This is a genomic window from Streptomyces orinoci (genome assembly GCF_003121295.1).
GTDB lineage: Bacteria > Actinomycetota > Actinomycetes > Streptomycetales > Streptomycetaceae > Streptomyces > Streptomyces orinoci.
Genome location: NZ_PHNC01000029.1, coordinates 1,094,014 through 1,114,861, shown reverse-complemented (window position 1 = coordinate 1,114,861; position 20,848 = coordinate 1,094,014). Strand labels below are relative to the sequence as shown.

Below are 20,848 nucleotides of genomic sequence, written 5' to 3'. Positions count from 1 at the left end.
GGTACCCCCCGCCCCCGGCCGCCCGGCGGAGGCCATGCACCATGGAACTGCATGGAAACGGCATGCGAACGGCATTGACGGGCAACGGGCACGGCGGGAGCGGAACAACAGTGGTGGACGTCCAGGGCACGGTGGCGGACGGTTATGAGCCGCTCAGGGACGCCTTCGCCGAGAACTTCGCCCGGCGCGGCGAGCGCGGGGCGGCCGTGGCCGTCTACCGGGACGGCCACCAGGTCGCCCATCTCTGGGCCGGCACCAAGGACGTGGACGGGGACGTGGACGGGGGCGCCCCCTGGGAGGCCGGCACCGCCCAGATCGTGCGCTCCGCCACCAAGGGTGTGGCCGCCGCCGTCCCGCTGCTGCTGCACCAGCGCGGACTGGTCGATCTGGACGCCCCGGTGGGCACCTACTGGCCCGAGTACAAGACGGCCGGCAAGGAACGCACCCTGGTGCGGCACCTGCTCTCGCACCGCGCGGGCGTGCCCGTGCTGGACACCCCGCTCACCCCGGCGCAGGCCATGGACCCGGCGGCCGGGGCCGCCGCCATCGCCGCCCAGGCGCCCGCCTGGGAACCGGGCACCGAGCACGGCTACCACGCCCAGACCTACAGCTGGCTGACCGGCGAGCTGGTGCGCCGGGTGACCGGCCGGAGCATCGGCGACTGGCTGGCCGGCGAGGTGGCCGGCCCGCTCGGCCTGGACCTGTGGATAGGACTGCCGGACGCCGAGCGGCACCGGGTCGGCCGGGTCGGTGAGATCGAGGCACCCGCCGCCGCCCCGGGGCTGCGGGTACGGCCCAAGAAGTCGGTGGCCGACGCCTATGGCGACCCCCGCTCCCTCACCCGGCGCGCCTTCGGGGCCATCCACCCGCCCGCCGACGAGAACGACCCCGCCTACCGGGCCGCCGAGCTGCCCGCCTCGGCCGGTATCGCCACCGCCCCGGCGCTGGCCCGTTTCTATGCCTCGCTGATCGGTGAACTCGACGGCGGCAAGCGGCTGTTCGCGCCCGCCACGCTCACCCTGGCGCGTACCGAGGAGTCCGCCGGGCCGGACCGGGTGCTGATCTCGCCGACCCGGTTCGGACTGGGCTATATGCTGCACGGCCCGGCCTCGCCGCTGCTGGCGCCCGGCTCCTTCGGTCACCCCGGCCGGGGCGGTTCGCTGGCCTTCGCCGACCCCGAGTCGGGGATCGCCTTCGGCTATGTGACCAACGGCCTGCAGCGGAACATCACCGCCGATCCCCGGGCCCAGGCCCTGGTGCGCGCGGTTGCGGGCGTGATCGCGGGGTAGGGGCTCCGGCGTTGATGGCGGTCCCGGCCGGGTGGGGGTTCCCGTGGAGCGACGGTTCGACGGTTATGCGGTACTGATCACCGGTGCCGGGCGTGGCATCGGGGAGGCCACCGCGTGGCGGCTGGCCGGTGAGGGCGCACAGGTGCTGGTCACCGACGCGGACGGCGAACGGGCCGCGCGGGTGGCCGCGGCGATGCGGGAGCGGGAACTGGCGGCCGAGTCCCAGCCCTGCGATGTGGCGGACCGGGCCGCGGTCGAGGCGGCCGTGGAACGGGCGGTGAGCCGCTATGGGCGGCTGGATGTGCTGGTCAACAACGCCGCCTCCTGCCACCCCGATCCACCGCTGGTGGAGGACTACCCGGACGAGGTCTGGGCCCGGGACCTGGACATCACCCTGGGCGGGGCGATGCGCTGTGTCCGGGCGGCGATGCCGCATCTGGCCGCGGCCGGCGGACGGGGCGCGGTGGTCAACATTGGTTCGGTGAACGGGGAACAGGACTTCGGCAACCACGCCTACAGCGCGGCCAAGGCGGGGCTGGCCGGCCTGACCCGGACGCTGGCGGGGCAGTGCGCCGGGCGCGGAGTGCGGGTGAACCTGGTCGCGCCGGGGACGGTGCGCACGCCCAACTGGGCCGGCTGGGAAGAGTCATTGGAGCGGGCGGCTCCGCTGTATCCGCTGGGGCGGGTGGGACGGCCGGAGGACATCGCGGCGGCGGTGGCCTTCCTCGCCTCGGCGGACGCGGCCTGGATCACGGGGGTGACCCTGCCGGTGGACGGCGGGATCCTGGTGGGCAATCTGGCGTTGCGGCGGGCGTTGCGCAAACGGTGATTTCCGGGGGCACGCCCCTTCGGGGCGTATTTCCGCCCACCCACCCGCCCGTTACTCGGAGAGTCCGAGCTCCATGAGCTCAACTCGTATGCAGCATCAGCCCGATGCCCACCACCATCAGGCCCGCCGCCGCGACCCTGGGCGCGCCGAACCGCTCCTTCAGCACCACCGTGCCGATCGCCGCGCCCACGATGATGGAGGACTCCCGCAACGCGGCGATGGGGGCCAGCTCCGCCCTGGTCTGCGCCCAGAGCACCAGGCCGTAGGCGAACACCGACAGCACCCCGCCCAGCAGCCCGCGCGGCGCGAACGGCCGTACGTCCGGCAGGAAACGGGACCGGCGCACGGCCAGCACCCACAGCGGGATGGGCAGGCCCTCCAGGACCATCAGCCAGGCGGTATAGCCCAGCGAGGAGCCGGAGGCGCGTACCCCCAGCCCGTCCACCACCGAATACCCGGCGATACACAGGCCGGTGGCCACCGCCGCGCCGACCGCCGCCCAGTGCGGACGGGCGCCGGAGCCGCGCAGGCCCCAAAGCGCCAGCCCCACCAGGCCGGTTGAGGCCACCGCCACGCCGGTGAGCTGCCAGTCGTCCGGCAGCTCACCGGCGAAGGCGGCGGCCAGTACGGTGACCGTCAGGGGTGCGGTACCCCGGGCGATGGGATACATCTGGCCGAAGTCGCCCAGGGTGAACGACCGCATCAGCAGCGCCTGGTAGGCGATATGCAGCACCACCGAGGCCAGCAGATACGGCCAGGCACCGGCGTCCGGCACCGGGGCGAACGGCAGCAGCGCCAGTCCGCAGACCGCACCGCCCCCGCCCACCAGGGTGAAGGCCACCGCCTGATCCCTGATGCCATGGGCGATGGCATTCCAGCTGGCATGAGTGACGGCGGCTAGCAGAACGGCGAGGGCGACCAGGGGAGTCATGGTCCCCTTACGCTAACTCCCCTTCGCCCGGCGCGGTGTGGCGGCCGTCACCCGTGGCCGTCACCCGTGGCCGTCACCCGGCGGCCAGTACCGCCCGTACCACCGGACCGGCGGAGTCCCCGCCGTGCCCGCCCTGCGGAACCACCGCCGCGGCGGCCAGATCGTCGCGGTAACCGGCGAACCACCCATTGGGCATGGCCTGGTTGTCGATCTCGGCGGAACCGGTCTTGGCGCCGGTGTCCCCGCTCAGCCCGGCCATGGCCTTGGTGGCCGTGCCCCGCGTCACGGTGAGCCGCATCATCGACTTGATCTGCCCGACCACCGAGGCCGGGAGGGAACGCGCCGCCTGGGCCGTCTTCAGCCCCATGGCCTGCGGGTCCACCAGATGCGGCTGATGGAACGAGCCGGTGATCGCGGTGGCCGTGACCGAGGCCATGGTCAGCGGGTTCATCTGCACCTGGCCCTGCCCGATCATCGCGGCGGCCTTGCCCGCCCCGCTGTCGGCCGGCACGCTGCCGTCGAAACTGGTCGCGCCCGTCTGCCAGTTGAGGCCGATGCCGAAGACATCGCGCGCCTCGGCGCTCAGATCGCCGTCGGATATTCGCCCGGCCAGCGAGATAAAGGCGGTGTTGCAGGAGGCGGCGAAGTCCTGGGCGAAGGTGGCACCGGGGTTCTCGCCCTCCTCCACATTGTGGAACCGCATGCCATAAGTGGCGTACTTGGGGCAGGGCAGCGGCTGCTCCGGACGGGCCTGGCCCCGCTCCAGCAGCAGCGCCGAGGTGACCACCTTCATGGTGGAGCCGGGTGCGGTCCGGCCCAGCAGTGCCGAATTGAACCCGGCCTTGCGGGCCCCGGTGTCGGCCACCGCCAGGATCTCGCCGGTGCTGGGCCGTACCGCCACCACCGAGGCGTCCGGCCGCCGGCCGACCGCCTCCTCGGCGGCCCGCTGCAACTTGGCGTCCAGCGTGGTGCGGAGGGTGGCGGGCGTGCCCTTGGAGACCACATACAGCGTCTTGGCGGAGGGGCCGCCGGCGCCGCCCGGCTCCGCCCGGACCTCAACTCCCCGCTCGCCACTGGCTTTTGCGGCGAACCGCTGGCGCAGCTCCGGCAGGATCGCGGCGAGCGAGGGATAGTCCTTGGGGTCCAGCTCCTTGCCGTTGCGGTCCACGGCGGTGAAGTTGGCCGGGGGCGCGCTGTCCGTACGCAGCGTCTCGCCGTGGGCCAGCCGCGGGTGAATCACGGTGGGCTGCCAGCCGACCACGGCCCGCCCGTCGCCGGGCGAACGGACCACCGCCAGCGAGGAGTCGTAGCGCCAGGTCGAGGAGTGGTCGCGATAGGCGATCTCGGCGCTGACCGAAAACGGCACCCGGGTGCCCTGGGCGGTGCCGGGGGTGAGGGTCACCTTGCGGACATGGGCGGTGTCCCGGTAGCCGGTGAGCGCGGCCGAGGCGGCGGCGGAGTCGTCCGTCAGCGCGGCGGCCTGCTCGGTGCGGCCCGCGGACCAGGCGGCCAGGAAGTCGTGCGCGGTGGTCTCCACCTCGGATCTGCTCGGCGGACCGGTGGGCACGGGTCTTGCCTCGCCACCCGAAGAGCCACCGCCGGTCAGGTAGTAGGCGCCTGCTCCGGCCCCGCACAGCAGTGCGACGGCGGTCACGCCGATGGTGATCCTGGTGCTCCTGGCCATGGTTGGGTCCCCTCCCCTTGCCCGCGTGAGCGGGATTCCGTGCTCGCTTCAGCACACTACGTGAGGGCACTGACAACGAGGCCAGGGGCACCCAGGACAGCACCCTCAGGGGGCGCGCCCACAGGGCAACCAGCGGCGCCGGACCGGTGGTTCCGCGTAGAGCGGCGGGGGGCCGCACACGCGGGGACGGCCGCCGACAGTTCCATGTCATGGACCACGACCCGGGACCACCCCCGCATCACGCGGGGACCACACAAAATATTCGGTCTGAGTGTCGTTGGTGTTGGGACCATCCCCGCACACGCGGGGACCACGACCCCCTGGTACATGCCCTGCAAAATGGTGTCGGGACCACCCCCGCACACGCGGGGACCACATTTGCAGGACGCCATCGGAGACCATTTTCATGGGACCACCCCCGCACACGCGGGGACCACAGGCCGCGACCAGCGAGTTCACCCCTGAAGTGGTGCCTTTTTACTCGCTTTCTCTGGACGCGGCATATCCGTGAAGACCTCCCCAATCCAGGCCGAACCCGGTAAATACTGCGCTTCCGGGGTCAATCCATCTCCCCGGAAGAGGCCCATTCAGGACTCGCCGCAGCGATCCAGTGTCCAGCCTAGGGGCAACACGTGCCACCTGAAGGCACTTTGGTCATGTGGGCGCTTGGGCGGCCGCCGTGTTGCTGGCTGTTCAGCGGGCTGTGGCGGGCGCACAGCCAATGCGCACACCGGCGAGAGATCAGAGGACGCCCGGACGGCGAAACAACGCGCCCCGCCCCCGAGTTGCAACCGCCAAGCCAGCCTCCCTACGGGCAGTGAGTTCAGTCGCCCGGGCCGTCGAAGGGGGCCGATGTCGCCCAACAGCGCTCAACAGCGCCCGACAACGGCCAACAGCCACAGCCCTGCGCAGAGCACCACCCCCGCTAGATCCAGGTGTCGAACCACATCCTGTCCCGCCACGCATCCATCGGAATCGCCTGCCCCGTGTAAATCGGGAAGAAGTAGATGAAGTTCCAGGCGATCAGCAGCATCAGCGCCCCCGCGCCGACCACTCCGGCGACCCGGCGGCGTTCCGTCGATCCCGGTGGGCCCAGGATCGCGCCGATCATCATGGCCACCGCCAGGCACAGGAAGGGCACGAACACCACCGCGTAGAAGACGAAGATGGTGCGCTCCTGCCAGTAGAACCAGGGCAGGTAACCGGCCGCCGTGGCGCACAGGATGGCGCCGGCGCGCCAGTCGCGGCGCATTGCCCAGCGGTAAAGCAGGTAGACCAGCGCGAAGCAGGCGGCCCACCACAGCATCGGGGTGCCCAGGGCCAGTACCTCGCGAGCGCACTTCTCATGGACGTCGGTGGGGCAGCCGTCGGTGCCGGCGCCGGGGGACTCGTAGAAGTAGGAGACCGGGCGGCCCTGGACCAGCCAGCTCCAGGGGTTGGACTGGTAGGTGTGCGGCGAGGAGAGAGTGGTGTTGAACTTCCACACCTCGTGCTCGTAATGCCACAGGCTGGCCAGCGGGTTGATGATGCCGGAGAGGAAACCGTGGCTGCTGTAGCCGCCTTCGGTCTCCGCCCAGTGGCGGAAGTAGCCGCTGTGCTGCCAGCCCTGACTGGGGCTGTAGGTACCGCTGTTGAGGAACCAGCCGGTCCAGGAGGCCAGATACACGGCCACCGCCACCGGCACCGTGCTCAGAAACGCCCAGGGCGCGTCCCGGCGCAGCATGGCCCGCCAGGGGTGGCGGGCACCGGCCAGCCTTCGGGAGCCGACGTCCCAGAGCACGATCAGCACCCCGAAGAAGGCCAGATAGACGGCGCCGTTCCACTTGGTGGCGGCGGCCAGGCCCAGGAGTACCCCGGCCGCGATCCGCCAGGGCCGCCATCCCAGGCCGAGCCGCCCGGCGATGGCGGAGTCCGGCCGGACCTCGCCCCCCTCGGCCGCCGGGAGGGCGTCCGCCAGCCGGGCGCGCGCCTGGTCCCGGTCGATCAGCAGACAGCCGAAGGCGGCCAGCACAAAGAACATCAGCACCGAGTCCAGCAGCGAGGTGCGGCTCATCACAAAGTGCAGGCCGTCCAGGCTGAGCAGGGCGCCCGCCACACAGCCCAGGAAGGTGGAGCGGAACAGCCGCCGCCCGATGCGGCAGAGCATCAGCACGGACAGGGTGCCCAGCAGGGCGACCATAAAGCGCCAGCCGAAGGGGTTCAGCCCGTAGATCCACTCACCGAGGCCGATGACCCACTTCCCGGCCGGCGGGTGCACCACATAGGAGGGCACGTCGGGGACCTGGTGGAAGCCCTCGACGATCCGCTTGTTGAGATCGGGGTCGTCGGACCACTTGGCCTCGTAGCCGTACTTCCACAGCGCCCAGGCGTCCTTGGCGTAGTACGTCTCGTCGAATATCACCGCGTTGGGGCTGCCCAGGTTCCAGAACCGGGTCAGTCCGGCGATCAGCGCCACCAGCAGCGGTCCGGCCCAGCCCATGGAGCGGGCCAGCAGCCGGGCGGTGCCGGGGCTCGCCCCGAGCACCGTCCACACTCCGGTGCCGGGCTCCGGATAGGGCGGCACCAGCCGTTCGCGTACGCCGGGCCCGGCCGGTGCCGAATGCCCGAAACGGCGCAGCCGGGCCTGCCAGGAGGGCCGCTGCCCGTCCGTCGCCCGTCCCTGCCGGTCTTGCGTCGCGGTGTCACTGCTCACCGCGCCATCGTAGGGAACGGTCCGGTGGGAGTCCCGGGGACCGCGCACGGCCCTGCGAGGATGGGGGCGTGACTGGAACGCTAGTACTCGCAGGAACGCCCATCGGCGATGTGGCCGACGCGCCGCCCCGGCTGGCCGCCGAGCTGGCCGCCGCCGAGCTGATCGCCGCCGAGGACACCCGCCGGCTGCGCCGGCTGACCCAGGCGCTGGGGGTGCACACCACCGGCCGGGTGGTCTCCTACTTCGAGGGCAATGAGTCGGCCCGTACCCCGGAGCTGGTCGAGGCGCTGGCCGGCGGGGCGCGGGTGCTGCTGGTCACCGACGCCGGGATGCCCTCGGTGTCCGATCCGGGCTACCGCCTGGTGGCCGCGGCCGTGGAGCGGGGGGTCAAGGTCACCGCGGTGCCCGGCCCCTCCGCGGTGCTCACCGCGCTGGCGGTCTCCGGGCTGCCGGTGGACCGGTTCTGCTTCGAGGGCTTTCCGCCGCGCAAGCCGGGGGAGCGGCTCGGCCGGCTGCGGGAGGTGGCCGGGGACCGCCGCACCCTGGTCTATTTCGAGGCCCCGCACCGCCTGGACGACACCCTGGCGGCCATGGCCGAGGTGTTCGGCGCGGACCGCCGGGCGGCCGTGTGCCGGGAGCTGACCAAGACCTATGAGGAGGTCCGGCGAGGCCCGCTGGGCGAGCTGGCGGCCTGGGCGGCCGAGGGGGTACGCGGCGAGATCACCATTGTGGTGGAGGGCGCCCCCGAGCGCGGCGCCGAGCAGGCCGATCCGGCCGAGCTGGTGCGCCGGGTGCGAGTACGGGAGGAAGCGGGCGAACGCCGCAAGGAGGCCATCGCGGCGGTGGCAGCGGAGGCCGGTTTGCCCAAGAGGCAGGTGTTTGATGCGGTGGTGGCCGCAAAAAATGCTGAAGGAACCGCTTCGACGTAGAGTAAAGGGCTGTCACCAAAAGCAAAGATCAGCCCCCGACAGCGGCGGCTTCGGGCATGAAGCCGTTAAGTTTGCCCCAATTCGCGGGATGAGCTGCTGCATCGGCGCCGGGATGGGCGTTCCCTGGAGTCAGGGACGTCCGAGAATTTCCGGAACCAGTCCCAAGGGCACCGACAACGGTGTCCGGCGGGCTTAAGGAGCTGCCATGAGCGAGACCGCGGGAACCAGCGGTGCGGAGCCCAGGGAAGCGGCGCACACGGTGACCGGACCGCGTGCGACGCTGCCGTCGGTGACAACCGAAACCGCCCACGAGTCCTATGCCTTCGCCTGTATGCGGTGCGGGCACGCCTGGGAGCAGGCGTATGAGATAGCGCACCATGTGGACGCCAAGGGCCGGCCCTTCGTGATCTATTACGCGGACGGCGTCCGCGTACCGTCGCCCATCTCCCACCCCGGCTGCCCCAACTGCGGGGCCCATGTGGTGCGGATCATGCGCTCCGGCCGGGTCTCCCAGGTCGCCGACGCCCTGCACCTGGCCTCCCGCTCGGTCATCCCGGCCACCGAACAGTCCCCGGCCGGGCCGGTCGGCTATGGCGCCGGCTACCGCGAGCCCCGGCCCGCCCGGCACCCCGACGGGGTGCAGCACCACTGGCACTGGCACTTCCCGCACCTCTCGGATCTGCTGCGTCCCTTCCATCACCGCAAGTGAGGCCCCTCCACCACCGCAAGTGAGGCCCCGGCGGGTCTCTAGAATTCCGGGCATGGCGGCTACCACGACCCAGAACCCCGGCGGCGAGCGCGAGCGGACCGGCAAGGACGCCCCTCCTCCGCTCCCCGAGCCGCTGAATGTCCCGGTCGCCGACTCCCATACGCATCTCGATATGCAGGGGACGACGGTCCGGGAAGCCCTGGAGCAGGCCGCCTCGGTCGGCGTTACCACCGTTGTCCAGGTCGGCTGCGATCTGGCCGGTTCCCGCTGGGCGGCGCAGGCCGCCGCGGACTTCGAGGCCGTCTGGGCCACGGTGGCGCTGCACCCCAATGAGGCCCCGCGCATCGTCCATGGCGACCCCGACGGCTGGTCCCGCCAGGGGGCCCGTACGCCCGGCGGCGAGGCCGCCCTGGACGCGGCGCTGGAGGAGATTGACGCCCTGGCCGCGCTGGACCAGGTGCGCGGGGTCGGCGAGACCGGCCTGGACCACTTCCGCACCGGCCCGGAGGGCAGGGCCGCGCAGGAGCGTTCCTTCCGCCGCCATATCGACATCGCCAAGCGGCACCGCAAGGCGCTGGTGATCCACGACCGGGACGCGCATGAGGATGTGCTGCGGGTGCTGGCCGAGGAGGGTGCCCCCGAGACGGTGGTCTTCCACTGCTACTCGGGTGACGCCGAAATGGCCAAGATCTGCGCGGCGGAGGGCTACTACCTGTCCTTCGCCGGAAATGTCACATTCAAGAACGCCCAGCCGCTGCGGGACGCCCTGGCGGTGACCCCGCTGGACCGGATCCTGGTGGAGACCGACGCCCCGTTCCTGACGCCCGCGCCGTATCGCGGGCGGCCGAATGCGCCGTACCTGATTCCGGTCACTTTGCGGGCGATGGCCGCCGTGCGGGGGCTGGACGAGGACGCGCTGGCCACGGCGGTCGCCGCCAACACCGCCAGGGCGTTCGGCTACTGACCCTTGGATCGCGACACAGTGTGACTATCGCACTTTGGAGCGTGACCAAAGCTCCGCTACAGTCCTGGCCCGTCAGCCCGGACCCAGTGGAGAGCCGTGAGTCATCCGCAGGGCAGCCCGCACGCCGCACCGCGCGGCGGGACGGAAGCGCCGCCGCCGTACGTTCCGTTCGCGTACGCGCCGTATGACGCGTATGTACGCGATGACGCCTACCCCCTACCCGAGCCGACCGACGGCCGCTACGAGACCAGCCTGCCCCGCCAGGCGGCGGCCTCCGCCCTGCCCCAGGCCCCGCCGCAGGCCGAGGAGCCCGCACCCGCCCCGGCCCCCCGCCGGGGCCGCGGCCGCAAGCGCCCCGCCCTGAACGCCGAGCCGCTGCGCCGGCTGCTGCCCCAGGCCCTGGTGGTGGCCTTCCTGGCCGGTGGCACCTCCGCCTTTATCGCCAGCGACAAGGCCGTCCAGCTCAGCGTGGACGGCACCCCGCGCACCCTGCACACCTTCGCCGACGATGTGGAGGAACTGCTGGCCGACGAGGGCATGCACGTCGGCGAGCACGACATCGTGGCGCCCGGCCCCCACCATGACCTGGCCACCGGCGACCGGGTGATCGTCCGCTACGGCCGTCCGGTCACCCTCACCCTGGACGGACAGCGCCGCCAGGTGTGGACCACCGCGCGCACCGTTGACGGCGCACTGCGCCAGCTGGGGGTAAGGGCCGAAGGCGCCTACCTCTCCTCCTCCCGCTCCGCACCCATCGGCCGCCAGGGCCTGAACCTGGACGTCCGCACCGAGCGCAGCCTGACCTTCCTGGTGGACGGGCATGAACGGCCGGTGCGCACCAACGCCGCCACCGTGCGGGACGCCATCCGGGAGGCGGGCATCGAGCTGCACGGCGAGGACACCGCCTCGGTGGACCCGGACAGCTTCCCCCGCGAAGGCCAGACCATCTCGATCATGCGGATCACCGGCGGCCAGGAGGTCCGGGAGGAGCCCATCGACTTCACCACCGAGCGCCATGACGACCCCTCGCTGGCCAAGGGCACCCAGGTGATCGCCCAGCGCGGCGAGAAGGGCATGGAGCGGGTCACCTACGCACTGCGCAGCGTCAACGGCGTCAAGCAGAAGCCCAGGAAGATCGCCTCCCAGGTGGTGCGCAAGCCCCGCACCCAGATCATCAAGGTGGGCACCAAGCCGGTGCCCACCACGGTCAAGGGCACGGAGGGCCTCAACTGGGCGGCCCTGGCCCGCTGTGAGGCGGGCGGCCGGCCCAATGCGGTGGACCCCTCGGGCACCTATGGCGGCCTCTACCAGTTCGATGTGCGCACCTGGCAGTCGCTGGGCGGCAGCGGCCGCCCGCAGGACGCGCCCGCCGGGGAGCAGACGATGCGGGCGAAGAAGCTGTACGTCAGCCGGGGGGCGAGCCCCTGGCCCGTGTGCGGCCGTAAACTTCACGGGTGAGCTCCAGCCCCAGCCCCAGCAGCGCCGACGAGTCCGGTCCCCTGCTCGGCCCCGCCGACATCCGCGAACTGGCCGCCGCCCTCGGGGTGCGCCCCACCAAGCAGCGCGGCCAGAACTTTGTCATCGACGCCAATACGGTGCGGCGCATTGTGCGCACCGCCGAGGTGCGGCCGGACGATGTGGTGGTGGAGGTCGGCCCCGGACTGGGCTCACTGACCCTGGCCCTGCTGGAGGCCGCCGACCGGGTCACCGCGGTCGAGATCGACGATGTGCTGGCCGCCGCGCTGCCCGCCACGGTGGCCGCCCGGCTGCCGGAGCGGGCCGACCGGTTCGCCCTGGTGCACAGCGACGCCCTGCATATCACCGAGCTGCCCGGGCCGCCGCCCACCGCGCTGGTGGCCAATCTGCCCTACAACGTCGCCGTCCCGGTGCTGCTGCATATGCTCGACCGCTTCCCCAGCATCGAGCGCACCCTGGTGATGGTCCAGGCCGAGGTCGCCGACCGGCTGGCCGCCCCGCCCGGCTCCAAGGTGTACGGGGTGCCCTCGGTGAAGGCCGCCTGGTACGCGGAGGTCAAGCGGGCCGGCGCCATCGGCCGCAATGTCTTCTGGCCCGCGCCCAATGTGGACTCCGGGCTGGTGTCCCTGGTGCGGCGCTCCGAGCCGCTGAAGACCAGCGCCTCCAAGGCGGAGGTCTTCGCGGTGGTGGACGCGGCCTTCGCCCAGCGCCGCAAGACGCTGCGCGCCGCGCTGGCCGGCTGGGCCGGTTCGGCCGCCGCGGCCGAGGCCGCGCTGGTGGCGGCGGGGATCTCGCCGCAGGCGCGGGGTGAGTCGCTGACCGTGGAGCAGTTCGCGGCGATCGCGGAGCACAAGGGGGAGGGCGCGTGAGTTCTTCCGCGCAGGCTCGGGTCCGGGTCCGGGTTCCGGCCAAGGTCAATGTCCAGCTGGGAGTGGGCGGGCTGCGGCCCGACGGTTTCCATGGACTGGCCAATGTGTTCCTGGCCGTGGGCCTCTATGACGAGGTCACGGTGACGGCGGCGGACCGGCTGACGGTCACCTGCTCCGGCCCCGACGCGGACCAAGTGCCGCTGGACGCCACCAACTTGGCGGCCCGGGCGGCGGCGGTACTCGCCGAGCGGCACGGGCTGGGCGCGCCCCGGGTGCACATCCATATCGACAAGGGCATCCCGGTGGCCGGCGGCATGGCCGGCGGCAGCGCGGACGGCGCGGGCGCGCTGGTGGCCTGTGACGCGCTGTGGGGAACGGGCGCCTCGCGCGACGAACTGCTGGAGATCTGCGCCGAGTTGGGCAGCGATGTGCCGTTCAGCCTGGTGGGCGGGGCGGCGCTGGGGCGCGGGCGTGGGGAGTTGCTCACCCCGCTGCCGGTCGGCGGTACGTTCCACTGGGTGTTCGCGGTGGCGGAAGGTGGCTTGTCCACCCCCGCCGTCTACGCGGAGTGCGACCGGCTGCGCGGGGACCTGGTGATCCCCGAGCCGGATGCGGCGGCCGCGGTGCTGGACGCGCTGCGGGCCGGGGACGCGGCGGCGCTGGCGGCCGCCGTCTGCAACGACCTCCAGGACGCGGCCCTTTCGCTGCGGCCCTCGCTGGCGCGGACGCTGGCGGTGGGTACGGGGGCGGGGGCGCTGGCCGGGATGGTGTCGGGGTCGGGCCCGACGACGGCGTTCCTCACCAAGGACGAGCAGGACGCGGACCGCGTCGCCGAGGCACTGCGGATTTCCGGTACCTGCCGGGCGGTCCGGGTGGCGGCGGGGCCGGTGCCGGGGGCTGTGGTTCTTTAGCGGTGCGGGTTGCGTCCCTGGCGCACCGCGTATATTCCCAGCCGTGGACGGAAGTTATGGCCGCCTGCTGGCGGGGCGTTATCGATTGTCGAGCTCCCTGGGGCAGGGCGGCATGGGCGCCGTCTGGCGGGCCCATGATGAACTCCTGGACCGGCAGGTGGCCGTCAAGGAGCTGCGGCTGCCGGACCGTCTCACCCCCGCCGAGCGGGACAACTGGATCGCCCGGGTGGACCGCGAGGCACGGGCCGCCGCCCGGTTGAAGCACCCGGGCATCATCACCGTCCATGACCGGATAACCGGGGAGGACGGCCGTCCCTGGATCGTCATGGAGCTGGTGCGCGGCACCTCCCTGGACGACCTGCTCAGGGAGCAGGGGCCGCTTCCGGTGGACCGGGTGGTGCGCATCGGGCTGCAGGCTGCCGCCGCCCTGCGTGCGGCGCACCAGGCAGGAATCACCCACCGGGACATCAAACCGGCCAACATCCTGCTGGAGGACGAGCGGGTCGTCCTCACCGACTTCGGCATCGCCGCCGTCGATGGTGACGCCACCCTGACCGCCTCCGGCATGCTGGTCGGCACCCCCGCCTATATGGCGCCCGAGCAGGTACGCGGTCTGCCCGCCACGGCGGCCTCGGATCTCTGGGCGCTGGGCGCCACGCTCCATACGGCGGTGGAGGGCCAACCACCGTTCTCCGGCGGGAATCCCGGGGCGGTCCTGGTCTCCGTGGCCACGGACGAGCCCGCCGTGGCCCGGCACGCCGGTCCGCTTGCGCCCGTGCTGGGCGCGCTGCTGCACAAGGACCCGGGGGCGCGGCTGACTCTTGACCGGCTGGAGGGGATGCTGAAGTCACTGGACGGGGTCGTCGGTGATCCCCGGCCGGTGACAGCCGCGCCCGCGCCGCAGGGCTTCGTCCCTACCACCACCTCGCTGGCTGTCCCGCCCCGGCCGGCTGGGCCGCCCGTCGTCGCGCGCGTGCCGGTGCCGCCGCCACGGCGGCCCAGCCGTCGCCGAAGGGCGTTGACCGGCGCCGCGCTGGGGTTCGTGCTCGCGGCAGGAGCGGCGGGCGGATATGGCCTCTATGTGCACTACACCCTCGGAAGCAAGAAGGATGTGTCCCGGGACGACACCGCCTACCAGGCCAATGTGCGCACCGCTCGTGCTCTGGGCGCGCCAGAGGGTTTCAGACTGTCGGAAGAGCAGATGACGACGGAGGGGAAGGCGCGGATCACCTATACCGCTTCCAGCCCTTGCACCGGCTACTGCCGCGATCAGGGCACGGCTGTGGTGAAGTGGCTCTCCGCGAAACCCAACGTCAAATATGTGCTGCCGCCGCGGTCCGTTACCAGCACCGGTTGTCATGCGCCGGGAGACTGCCACCTGTTTGTGAGGACGTTGCGGGAGCCGAACTTCACCGATGGACAGTTCCTTGTCGATGCCAAGGGCCAGGTCTCCTTCCGGGTGGAAGTCTGGTTCTTCAATGCCGGTCAGACCGCGTCCCCTTGATCCTTCCCCTCTATGACATCGGCGAGTTCGGGTAGCCCCGCCACCACCCTGGCCGCGTCCGGCGGCTGTTCCGGATCCATGAGCCACAGCCGGCTGATTTGGTCGGGTCCGCGGCCGCGGTGGGGGACTTCCTTCGCTCCTAGGGTGGAGAGCTGGGCCGTTCGCGGCTCGCGGCCCGCCGTACGGTTCTAGCGTCTGCTGGCATGAGTGAGCTGTCCGAGCCGCCGATGGCGTGGCGGCTGTGCGGGAATCAGGTACGGATGTGGCGTACGGCCGCCAATGTCACGCGCGAGCAGTTGGCGGAGGAGGCGGGGTACGGCCCCGAGATGATCAAGTCCATGGAGCTGGGGCGGCGACGCCCGACCCGTCGGTTTCTTGAGGTCGCCGACGAAATGTTCGGCGCGCAGGGGAAGTTGCGGGCGGCGGTTCCGTACCTTGAGCCGGAGCGCTTCGCCAATCGTTCGCGTGAGTACATGGCCCTTGAGGCAGAGGCGGTCGCCCTTCACTGGTACGACGTGCTGTACATTCCCGGCCTCCTCCAGACCGAGGACTACGCCCACGAGCTGCTGTCCAACCCCATTCCTCCGGTGGATGAAGAGACCACGCGGCACCGGTTGGTGGCACGACTGTAACGGCAGGAACTGCTGAAGCGGCCGACCACGTTGTTCAGCTTTGTCATCCATGAGGTGGCGCTGCGGTCTGCCGTCGGAGGGGCGGAGCTGATGAAGCGACAGCTTCACCATCTGACGGAGGTTGGCAGGCTGCGCAATGTCACCATTCAGGTGTTGCCCATGGGGTTGGGGATGCATCCTGGGCTCGAAGGCCCCTTCACCGTGCTGGAGACCGCCGATCACAAGCTGTACGGCTACGAAGAGGCGCAGTCAACCAGCACGCTGCATGCGGAGCCGGAGAGGGTAAACAAGCTGATGACGCGCTACGGCGTGATCCGTATGCACGCTCTGAGCGCGGTTGATTCAGTCCAGTTCATCCGAAGGGTGGCCCAGGAGCTATGAGAGCGGAACCGATGTGGTTCAAGTCCAGCTACAGCGCGTCGGACGGTAGCCAGTGTTTGGAAGTTGCTGCTGTCCGCGGCGCCGTCCGGATACGGGACTCAAAACGCCGGTCCGGCCCTCAACTGGCCATAACTGCCCATGCCTGGGCGGACTTTCTCGCCTATGCGGGGGAGGTGGCCTGACCGGCGTCCGATTTGCGGGGAGTCCCTGGGGCGGTGCCCCTGACTATGTGTTGCATAACGGCTCCAAGCGAGGTGGTCAGCGCCGTCCATGCCGCGATGCGTTTCATGTGCGGGCCGTCTTGGGCCGGTCGCGCAGTTCCCCGCGCCCCTGGAGGGGCGCACCCGGCGGGGGAGTGGCTGTGGGCGGGTTGCGGAGTTCGCGGGGAACTGCGCGACCAGCCACAGCCGGCCCGCAGAGGAAATGCGACCCTTACTCGCCGGTGAGGATGACCAGTTGGCGCGTCGCCCGGGTCATGGCGACATAGCGGTCCACCGCGCCGGAGACGCCGGAGCCGAACCCCTCCGGGTTGACCAGGACGACCAGGTCGAACTCAAGGCCCTTGGAGAGCTGAGGAGTCAGGGACCGGATCGGGGGCGTTGCCCGGAATGTGGGGTCGCCGATGACGCAGGCGATGCCCTCCAAGTTGGCGGTGAGCCAGGTGTCGAGGATGGCGTCGCGGTCGGCGAGCGAACCGTGGACGACGGGGGTACCGCCCACGCGGATGGAGACCGGCACATTGGCGTCCGGGAGGGCGGCACGGATGACCGGTTCCGCCTCGGTCATGATTTCCGCCGGCGTACGGTAGTTGACGCTCAGGGACGCCACCTCGACCCGGTCGAACCCGGCCCGTTCCAGCCGCTCCCGCCAGGACTCCGTGAACCCGTGCCTCGCCTGGGCGCGGTCGCCGACAATGGTGAAGCTCCGGGACGGGCAGCGGAGCAGCAGCATCTGCCATTCCGCGTCGGTCAGTTCCTGGGCCTCGTCCACCACGATATGGGCGAAGGGCCCGGCGAGCGGGTCCGATTCCGCATCCGGCAGGGCGGATTCATCGACCAGGCGGTTCTGGAAGTCCTGGCCGCGCAGCATGGTCACCGCGCCCTCGCCATCCGCATCGGCGTGGACGATGTCCTCCACGACGCGGGCCATCCGCTCGCGTTCGGCCGCGATGGAGGCCGCACGCCGGCGGTTGTGCAGAGCGGCCCGCGGATCGCCGAGCCGCTGGCGGGCGGCGTCCAGCAGCGGCAGGTCGGACACCGTCCAGGCCTGGGGGTCCGCCCGCTGGAGTTTGGTGACCTCCTCGCGGCCGAGCCAGGGGGCGCACATCCGCAGATAGGCGGGCACCGACCACAAGTCCCCGATCAGATCGGCCGCTTCCAGCAGCGGCCAGCCGCGGTTGAAGGCCGTGCGCAGCTCCCGGTCCCGCTCCAGCGACCTGCGGAGCAGATCGGCGGGGGCGTCGCCGTCGTGCTTGTCCATCAGGATGGTGAGCAGCTCGTCCCAGATCCGCTCGCGCGCCGCATTGTGCGGAAGGCCGGGTTCCGCCGCCTCGAAGGCCTCGGCCCAGTCGGCGGCGGTCAGCTGGATGTCGGACCAGTGGGTGGTGATCGTCAACTCCTCGGTGGGCGGCTCCTCATAGAACCGGACGGCCGTCTCCACCGCCCGCACCATCTCCGCCGAGGACTTCAGCAGAGCCACCTCCGGGTCGGGCTCGGCCGTCGCCCCCGCTCCCTCGGCGACCAGGTCCCGCAGGGTGCAGGTCCGTACGCCCTCCTCGCCCAGGCTGGGGAGGACATCGGCGACATAGGACAGGTACGGCTGGTGCGGGCCGACGAACAGCACCCCGCCGCGGCGGTGGCCCAGCCGGGGGTCGGAGTACAGGAGGTAGGCGGAGCGGTGCAGGGCGACCACGGTCTTGCCGGTGCCCGGACCGCCGTCCACCACCAGGGCGCCGCGCGATCCGGCACGGATGATGGCGTCCTGGTCGGCCTGGATGGTGCCCAGCACATCCCGCATCCGGGGCGAGCGGTTGCCGCCCAGACTGGCGATAAAGGCCGACTGGTCGTCCAGCGCGGCATGCCCGGCGAAGGCGTCCGGGGCGAACACCTCGTCCCAGTAGTCGCTGATCCGCCCGTCCGTCCAGCGGTAGCGGCGGCGGCTGGCCAGCCCCATCGGGTTGGCATGGGTGGCACCGAAGAACGGCTCGGCCGCGGGGGAGCGCCAGTCCACCAGCAGCCGGCGGCCGGTGCTGTCGGTGAGGCCGAGGCGTCCTATGTACACCGGCTCGGCGCCGTCCGTGCCGGCCATATGCCCCAGGCAGAGGTCCAGGCCGAAGCGGCGCAGGGTGCGCAGCCGGGCGGTGAGCCGGTGGATCTCCATATCCCGTTCCATCGCCTGCCGGCCGATGCCGCCGGGCGCCTTGCGCGCGGCGTCCAGACGGTCGGACACCTCGGCGATGGACTGCTCAAGGCACTGGGCGATGGCCGCGAAGTGCAGCTCGTCGTCGGCGATCAGCGCCGGATCGGCCTTGGCGGAGAGGCGGTCGGGAAGGTCGAAGGTGCCGGTGGGGGTGGTCAGGGGGTGCATGGCATCGGCTCCGGTCCGGGGCCGCGCACGGTCAGGGTGCGCGGCAGGGCGTGGGGGAAAGGGGGGCGGGCGGTCCCGCGTGGCTCTACCGGGCGATGGTGTCCAGCAGCAGCCTCGCCGCCACCGAAGCCCCGTCCGTGCGGATCGTCCCGGCCACGGCCTTCGCGCGGGCGCCGGTCTCCGGGGACAGGGCCGTACGCAGTGCGGCCGACAGCGACTCCACGCTTGGTACGGGGCCTTCGAGCCCGGCGCCGATGCCCAGTTCCGTCACCCGGCCCGCCCAGTAGGGCTGGTCCGCTCCCTGGGGCACCACCACCTGCGGAGCCCCGGCCCGGGCGGCCGTTGTTGTGGTGCCCGCGCCGCCGTGGTGCACCACGGCCGCCACCCGCCGGAACAGCGCCTGCTGATTGACCTCGCCGACGGCGAAGCAGTCGTCCCGGTCGTCGATCAGGGCCAGCTCCGACCAGCCGCGTCCGATGAGCACCCGGCGGCCCTGGGCGCGGACCGCCTCGATGGCCACCCGGGCGACTTCCGCCGGGACACCGCGCGAGCTGCCCAGGCCGACGTACACCGGTGCGGCACCGGCGGCCAGGAACGCCAACAGGTCCTCCGGCAGCGGGCGTTCGTCCGGCAGGATCCAGGCGCCGGTGTGGACCACATCGAGTTCCGGGGTCTCCTGCCATGGTGCCAGGACCGGGTCCGCCGCCAGCCAGGGCCGGTCGGTGAAGATGAAGTCGCGGACGCCGTCCACCGGCGGCAGGCCGACCGACGCCCGGTGGGCGTTGAGCGATTCGCGGTGCAGGGTGTTGAAGAGCCGGGCGTTCAGCTCCCACAGCTCCCGGTTGCCGGTCCCCTCCGGGGGCGGCGACTGGCCCGGCAGCACGGCCATCGGCGGCGCCTGGTGCGGCGAGGGCAGCAGGAACGGGCAGAAGGTGGCGTACCGGTAGGGAATGCCCAGCTTCTCGGCCACCGAGCGGGCGGCGAAGTGCGCGAGGCCGCTCGCCAGCAGCGCGTCACACCCTTCGGCCGCCGCGGCCACCGCGTCGAACTGCCCGGCCAGTTCGGCCGCCCGCCGGCCCGCCTCGGAGGCGTTCGCGGGCCGCACCATGGTGCGCATCGGGCGGCCGACCGGTATCAGCGGCAGCCCGGCCCGGGCCAGCAGCTCCACAAAGTCCTGGTCCGGCGGTGCGCACATCCGCACCTCCGCGCCGAGTTCCCGCAACTGCACGGCGAGTTCCACCAGCGGCTCAACGTCCCCCCGCGACCCATAGGTCGCCAACAACACACGCACTGGGTAACTCCCGTTCCTGCGGTTTCTGGCCTGAGGCGGGCAATTCTGCGGGAGTACCGGGGCCTTGCCGCAAGGCCCCTGGTGCGCTATATGTTGAACATGGCGAGGAGTGGTGAATCTCCTCGCCTTTGTCATGGGCGCCCGCTGCAGGGGCCGTGGCGGCCCAACTACCAGCGCACCGCCGTGAAATCGATGGGCCGGGGCCGGAGCGTGGCGGTCCGCTCCGCCAGCTTCCGCAATCGCGCCCGCATCTCCTCCGCAGGGAGGCGGCGCCGGTCGCCGTGCCCCGGCAGCACCCACTCGAACCGCAGCCGGTCGTCCGCCGCCACCCGGGCCAGGGAGGCCGCCAGCTCCTCGATGGAGTACCAGGTCACCGATTCCGCCACCGCCAGGTCCTGGTCCGTCCGCGACCAGTAGAAGCTGTCGCCGGTGAAGCAGTAGCGCTGATCGGCGACGTACAGCACACTGCCCGCCGTGTGCCCGGGTACCGGGAAGGCGAGGACCCCCGGTGCGATCTCCGTCGGCTCCAGCCCGCGCAGCACCGCATCCGCGTCCGGTGCGGCGTCCAGGTCGCCCTCGTGGATCCACAGCCGGGCGCCGAAGCGGTCGGCGTAGGCGCGGCCGTGCGCCACATGGTCGCGGTGGGTGAGCAGAACGTCCGTCACGGGGCCCAACGCCTCGTAGCGGGCGGCCAGTTGCTCGCTCCAGCGCGGTGTTTCCACCATCATCATGGTGCCCGAAGGGCGGCGCAGCAGATAGGAGTTGGCCCCCGCGGTGAGGCGGGAGTTATGGCCGCAGAGCAGCAGCCGCTCGTCCAGCGCCAGCGGGAAGGGATCCAGCGCCGGATCGATCCGCCGCCCCGGCGCGTGGATGGAACGCGTGGGGCAGGCGAGCGCGGCCGCATACAACTTCCGCAGTTCCGCGTCGTTTTCCGGCCGGCGGACGATCTCCGAACGTCCCTCGGCCTCCCTGATCAGCCCGGGAGCGAGCTGTCTGGCGACATCGCAGTTGATGCAGCGCGAATCGACATACCAGGCGTCGCGCGGGTCGTTGGGGGAGGTCTCCATGCCTCATGGGTATCGCGGGGCGGGTGTGAAGAGGTAGAGGGGCCGGGTCTTGTTCTTTGCCGCCGAAGCGGCTCTCCGGGTGGGGGAGCGGGGTGGTGGTGGAG

General features: G+C 71.6%; 16 protein-coding genes and 1 pseudogene. 11 read left to right on the top strand and 6 right to left on the bottom strand.

The window, feature by feature from the left end; translation table 11 throughout:
- The first annotated feature begins 62 nt into the window (after positions 1-62).
- On the top strand, positions 63-1,289 hold the full coding sequence (locus CV755_RS19790) for a serine hydrolase domain-containing protein (protein WP_193553432.1): 1,227 nt from the start codon (positions 63-65) through the stop codon (positions 1,287-1,289).
- Positions 1,290-1,332: 43 nt separating this feature from the next.
- Complete coding sequence (locus CV755_RS19785) at positions 1,333-2,118, top strand: SDR family NAD(P)-dependent oxidoreductase (RefSeq protein WP_109281524.1); 786 nt, start codon at positions 1,333-1,335, stop codon at positions 2,116-2,118.
- 79 nt (positions 2,119-2,197) lie between these two features.
- Here CV755_RS19785 and CV755_RS19780 read toward each other — a convergent pair whose 3' ends face one another.
- From CV755_RS19780 to CV755_RS19770, 3 genes are all read right to left on the bottom strand, one after another.
- The gene (locus CV755_RS19780) at positions 2,198-3,049 is read right to left on the bottom strand and encodes a DMT family transporter (RefSeq protein ID WP_109281523.1); all 852 of its coding nucleotides are present in this window, start codon (positions 3,047-3,049) and stop codon (positions 2,198-2,200) included.
- 73 nt (positions 3,050-3,122) lie between these two features.
- Positions 3,123-4,733 (bottom strand): penicillin-binding transpeptidase domain-containing protein, encoded by a 1,611-nt coding sequence (locus tag CV755_RS19775; RefSeq protein ID WP_109281522.1) that lies wholly within the window; start codon positions 4,731-4,733, stop codon positions 3,123-3,125.
- Positions 4,734-5,658: 925 nt separating this feature from the next.
- The gene (locus CV755_RS19770) at positions 5,659-7,425 is read right to left on the bottom strand and encodes a dolichyl-phosphate-mannose--protein mannosyltransferase (RefSeq protein WP_109281521.1); all 1,767 of its coding nucleotides are present in this window, start codon (positions 7,423-7,425) and stop codon (positions 5,659-5,661) included.
- A gap of 68 nt (positions 7,426-7,493) precedes the next feature.
- Between CV755_RS19770 and rsmI the strand changes: the two genes are divergently transcribed.
- From rsmI to CV755_RS19725, 9 genes and pseudogenes are all read left to right on the top strand, one after another.
- Entirely contained in the window at positions 7,494-8,354 is an 861-nt protein-coding gene (rsmI, locus tag CV755_RS19765) for a 16S rRNA (cytidine(1402)-2'-O)-methyltransferase (protein WP_109281520.1), read from the top strand.
- A gap of 205 nt (positions 8,355-8,559) precedes the next feature.
- Positions 8,560-9,063, top strand: a complete 504-nt coding sequence (locus CV755_RS19760; protein WP_109281519.1) for a hypothetical protein — start codon at positions 8,560-8,562, stop codon at positions 9,061-9,063.
- A 52-nt stretch (positions 9,064-9,115) separates the two neighbouring features.
- Complete coding sequence (locus CV755_RS19755; protein ID WP_109281518.1) at positions 9,116-10,027, top strand: TatD family hydrolase; 912 nt, start codon at positions 9,116-9,118, stop codon at positions 10,025-10,027.
- Between the two features lie 96 nt (positions 10,028-10,123).
- The gene (locus CV755_RS19750) at positions 10,124-11,485 is read left to right on the top strand and encodes a resuscitation-promoting factor (protein WP_109281517.1); all 1,362 of its coding nucleotides are present in this window, start codon (positions 10,124-10,126) and stop codon (positions 11,483-11,485) included.
- Positions 11,482-12,372: a 16S rRNA (adenine(1518)-N(6)/adenine(1519)-N(6))-dimethyltransferase RsmA gene (gene rsmA / locus CV755_RS19745; protein ID WP_109281516.1), complete on the top strand. Its 891-nt coding sequence runs from the start codon at positions 11,482-11,484 to the stop codon at positions 12,370-12,372. The genes CV755_RS19750 and rsmA overlap by 4 nt, the downstream gene beginning before the upstream one ends.
- A complete protein-coding gene (locus CV755_RS19740; protein ID WP_109281515.1) occupies positions 12,369-13,283 on the top strand; it encodes a 4-(cytidine 5'-diphospho)-2-C-methyl-D-erythritol kinase in 915 nt (304 codons plus the stop codon). Before rsmA ends, CV755_RS19740 begins: the two co-directional genes overlap by 4 nt.
- Positions 13,284-13,326: 43 nt before the next feature.
- Entirely contained in the window at positions 13,327-14,787 is a 1,461-nt protein-coding gene (locus tag CV755_RS19735) for a serine/threonine-protein kinase (RefSeq protein WP_241561302.1), read from the top strand.
- A gap of 203 nt (positions 14,788-14,990) precedes the next feature.
- A pseudogene (locus CV755_RS19730) lies at positions 14,991-15,800 on the top strand (helix-turn-helix domain-containing protein).
- Entirely contained in the window at positions 15,797-15,982 is a 186-nt protein-coding gene (locus tag CV755_RS19725) for a DUF397 domain-containing protein (RefSeq protein ID WP_109281514.1), read from the top strand. Before CV755_RS19730 ends, CV755_RS19725 begins: the two are co-directional and overlap by 4 nt.
- 250 nt (positions 15,983-16,232) lie before the next feature.
- Here CV755_RS19725 and helR read toward each other — a convergent pair whose 3' ends face one another.
- The 3 genes from helR to CV755_RS19710 all read right to left on the bottom strand — a co-directional run bounded on the left by helR (position 16,233) and on the right by CV755_RS19710 (position 20,744).
- Entirely contained in the window at positions 16,233-18,386 is a 2,154-nt protein-coding gene (gene helR, locus CV755_RS19720; protein WP_109281513.1) for an RNA polymerase recycling motor ATPase HelR, read from the bottom strand.
- An 85-nt stretch (positions 18,387-18,471) separates the two neighbouring features.
- On the bottom strand, positions 18,472-19,677 hold the full coding sequence (locus CV755_RS19715; protein ID WP_109281512.1) for a glycosyltransferase: 1,206 nt from the start codon (positions 19,675-19,677) through the stop codon (positions 18,472-18,474).
- A 167-nt stretch (positions 19,678-19,844) separates the two neighbouring features.
- On the bottom strand, positions 19,845-20,744 hold the full coding sequence (locus CV755_RS19710) for a 4Fe-4S domain-containing protein (protein ID WP_109281511.1): 900 nt from the start codon (positions 20,742-20,744) through the stop codon (positions 19,845-19,847).
- Between the last annotated feature and the right edge of the window lie 104 nt (positions 20,745-20,848).

What these genes read in the sequence shown, in the direction of transcription:
- CV755_RS19790 (WP_193553432.1), top strand. Translation starts at nt 63, where the DNA reads ATGCGAACGGCATTGACGGGCAACGGGCACGGCGGGAGCGGAACAACA.
- CV755_RS19780 (WP_109281523.1), bottom strand. Translation starts at nt 3,049, where the DNA reads ATGACTCCCCTGGTCGCCCTCGCCGTTCTGCTAGCCGCCGTCACTCAT.
- CV755_RS19775 (WP_109281522.1), bottom strand. Translation starts at nt 4,733, where the DNA reads ATGGCCAGGAGCACCAGGATCACCATCGGCGTGACCGCCGTCGCACTG.
- CV755_RS19760 (WP_109281519.1), top strand. Translation starts at nt 8,560, where the DNA reads ATGAGCGAGACCGCGGGAACCAGCGGTGCGGAGCCCAGGGAAGCGGCG.
- CV755_RS19755 (WP_109281518.1), top strand. Translation starts at nt 9,116, where the DNA reads ATGGCGGCTACCACGACCCAGAACCCCGGCGGCGAGCGCGAGCGGACC.
- CV755_RS19725 (WP_109281514.1), top strand. Translation starts at nt 15,797, where the DNA reads ATGAGAGCGGAACCGATGTGGTTCAAGTCCAGCTACAGCGCGTCGGAC.
- helR (WP_109281513.1), bottom strand. Translation starts at nt 18,386, where the DNA reads ATGCACCCCCTGACCACCCCCACCGGCACCTTCGACCTTCCCGACCGC.
- CV755_RS19710 (WP_109281511.1), bottom strand. Translation starts at nt 20,744, where the DNA reads ATGGAGACCTCCCCCAACGACCCGCGCGACGCCTGGTATGTCGATTCG.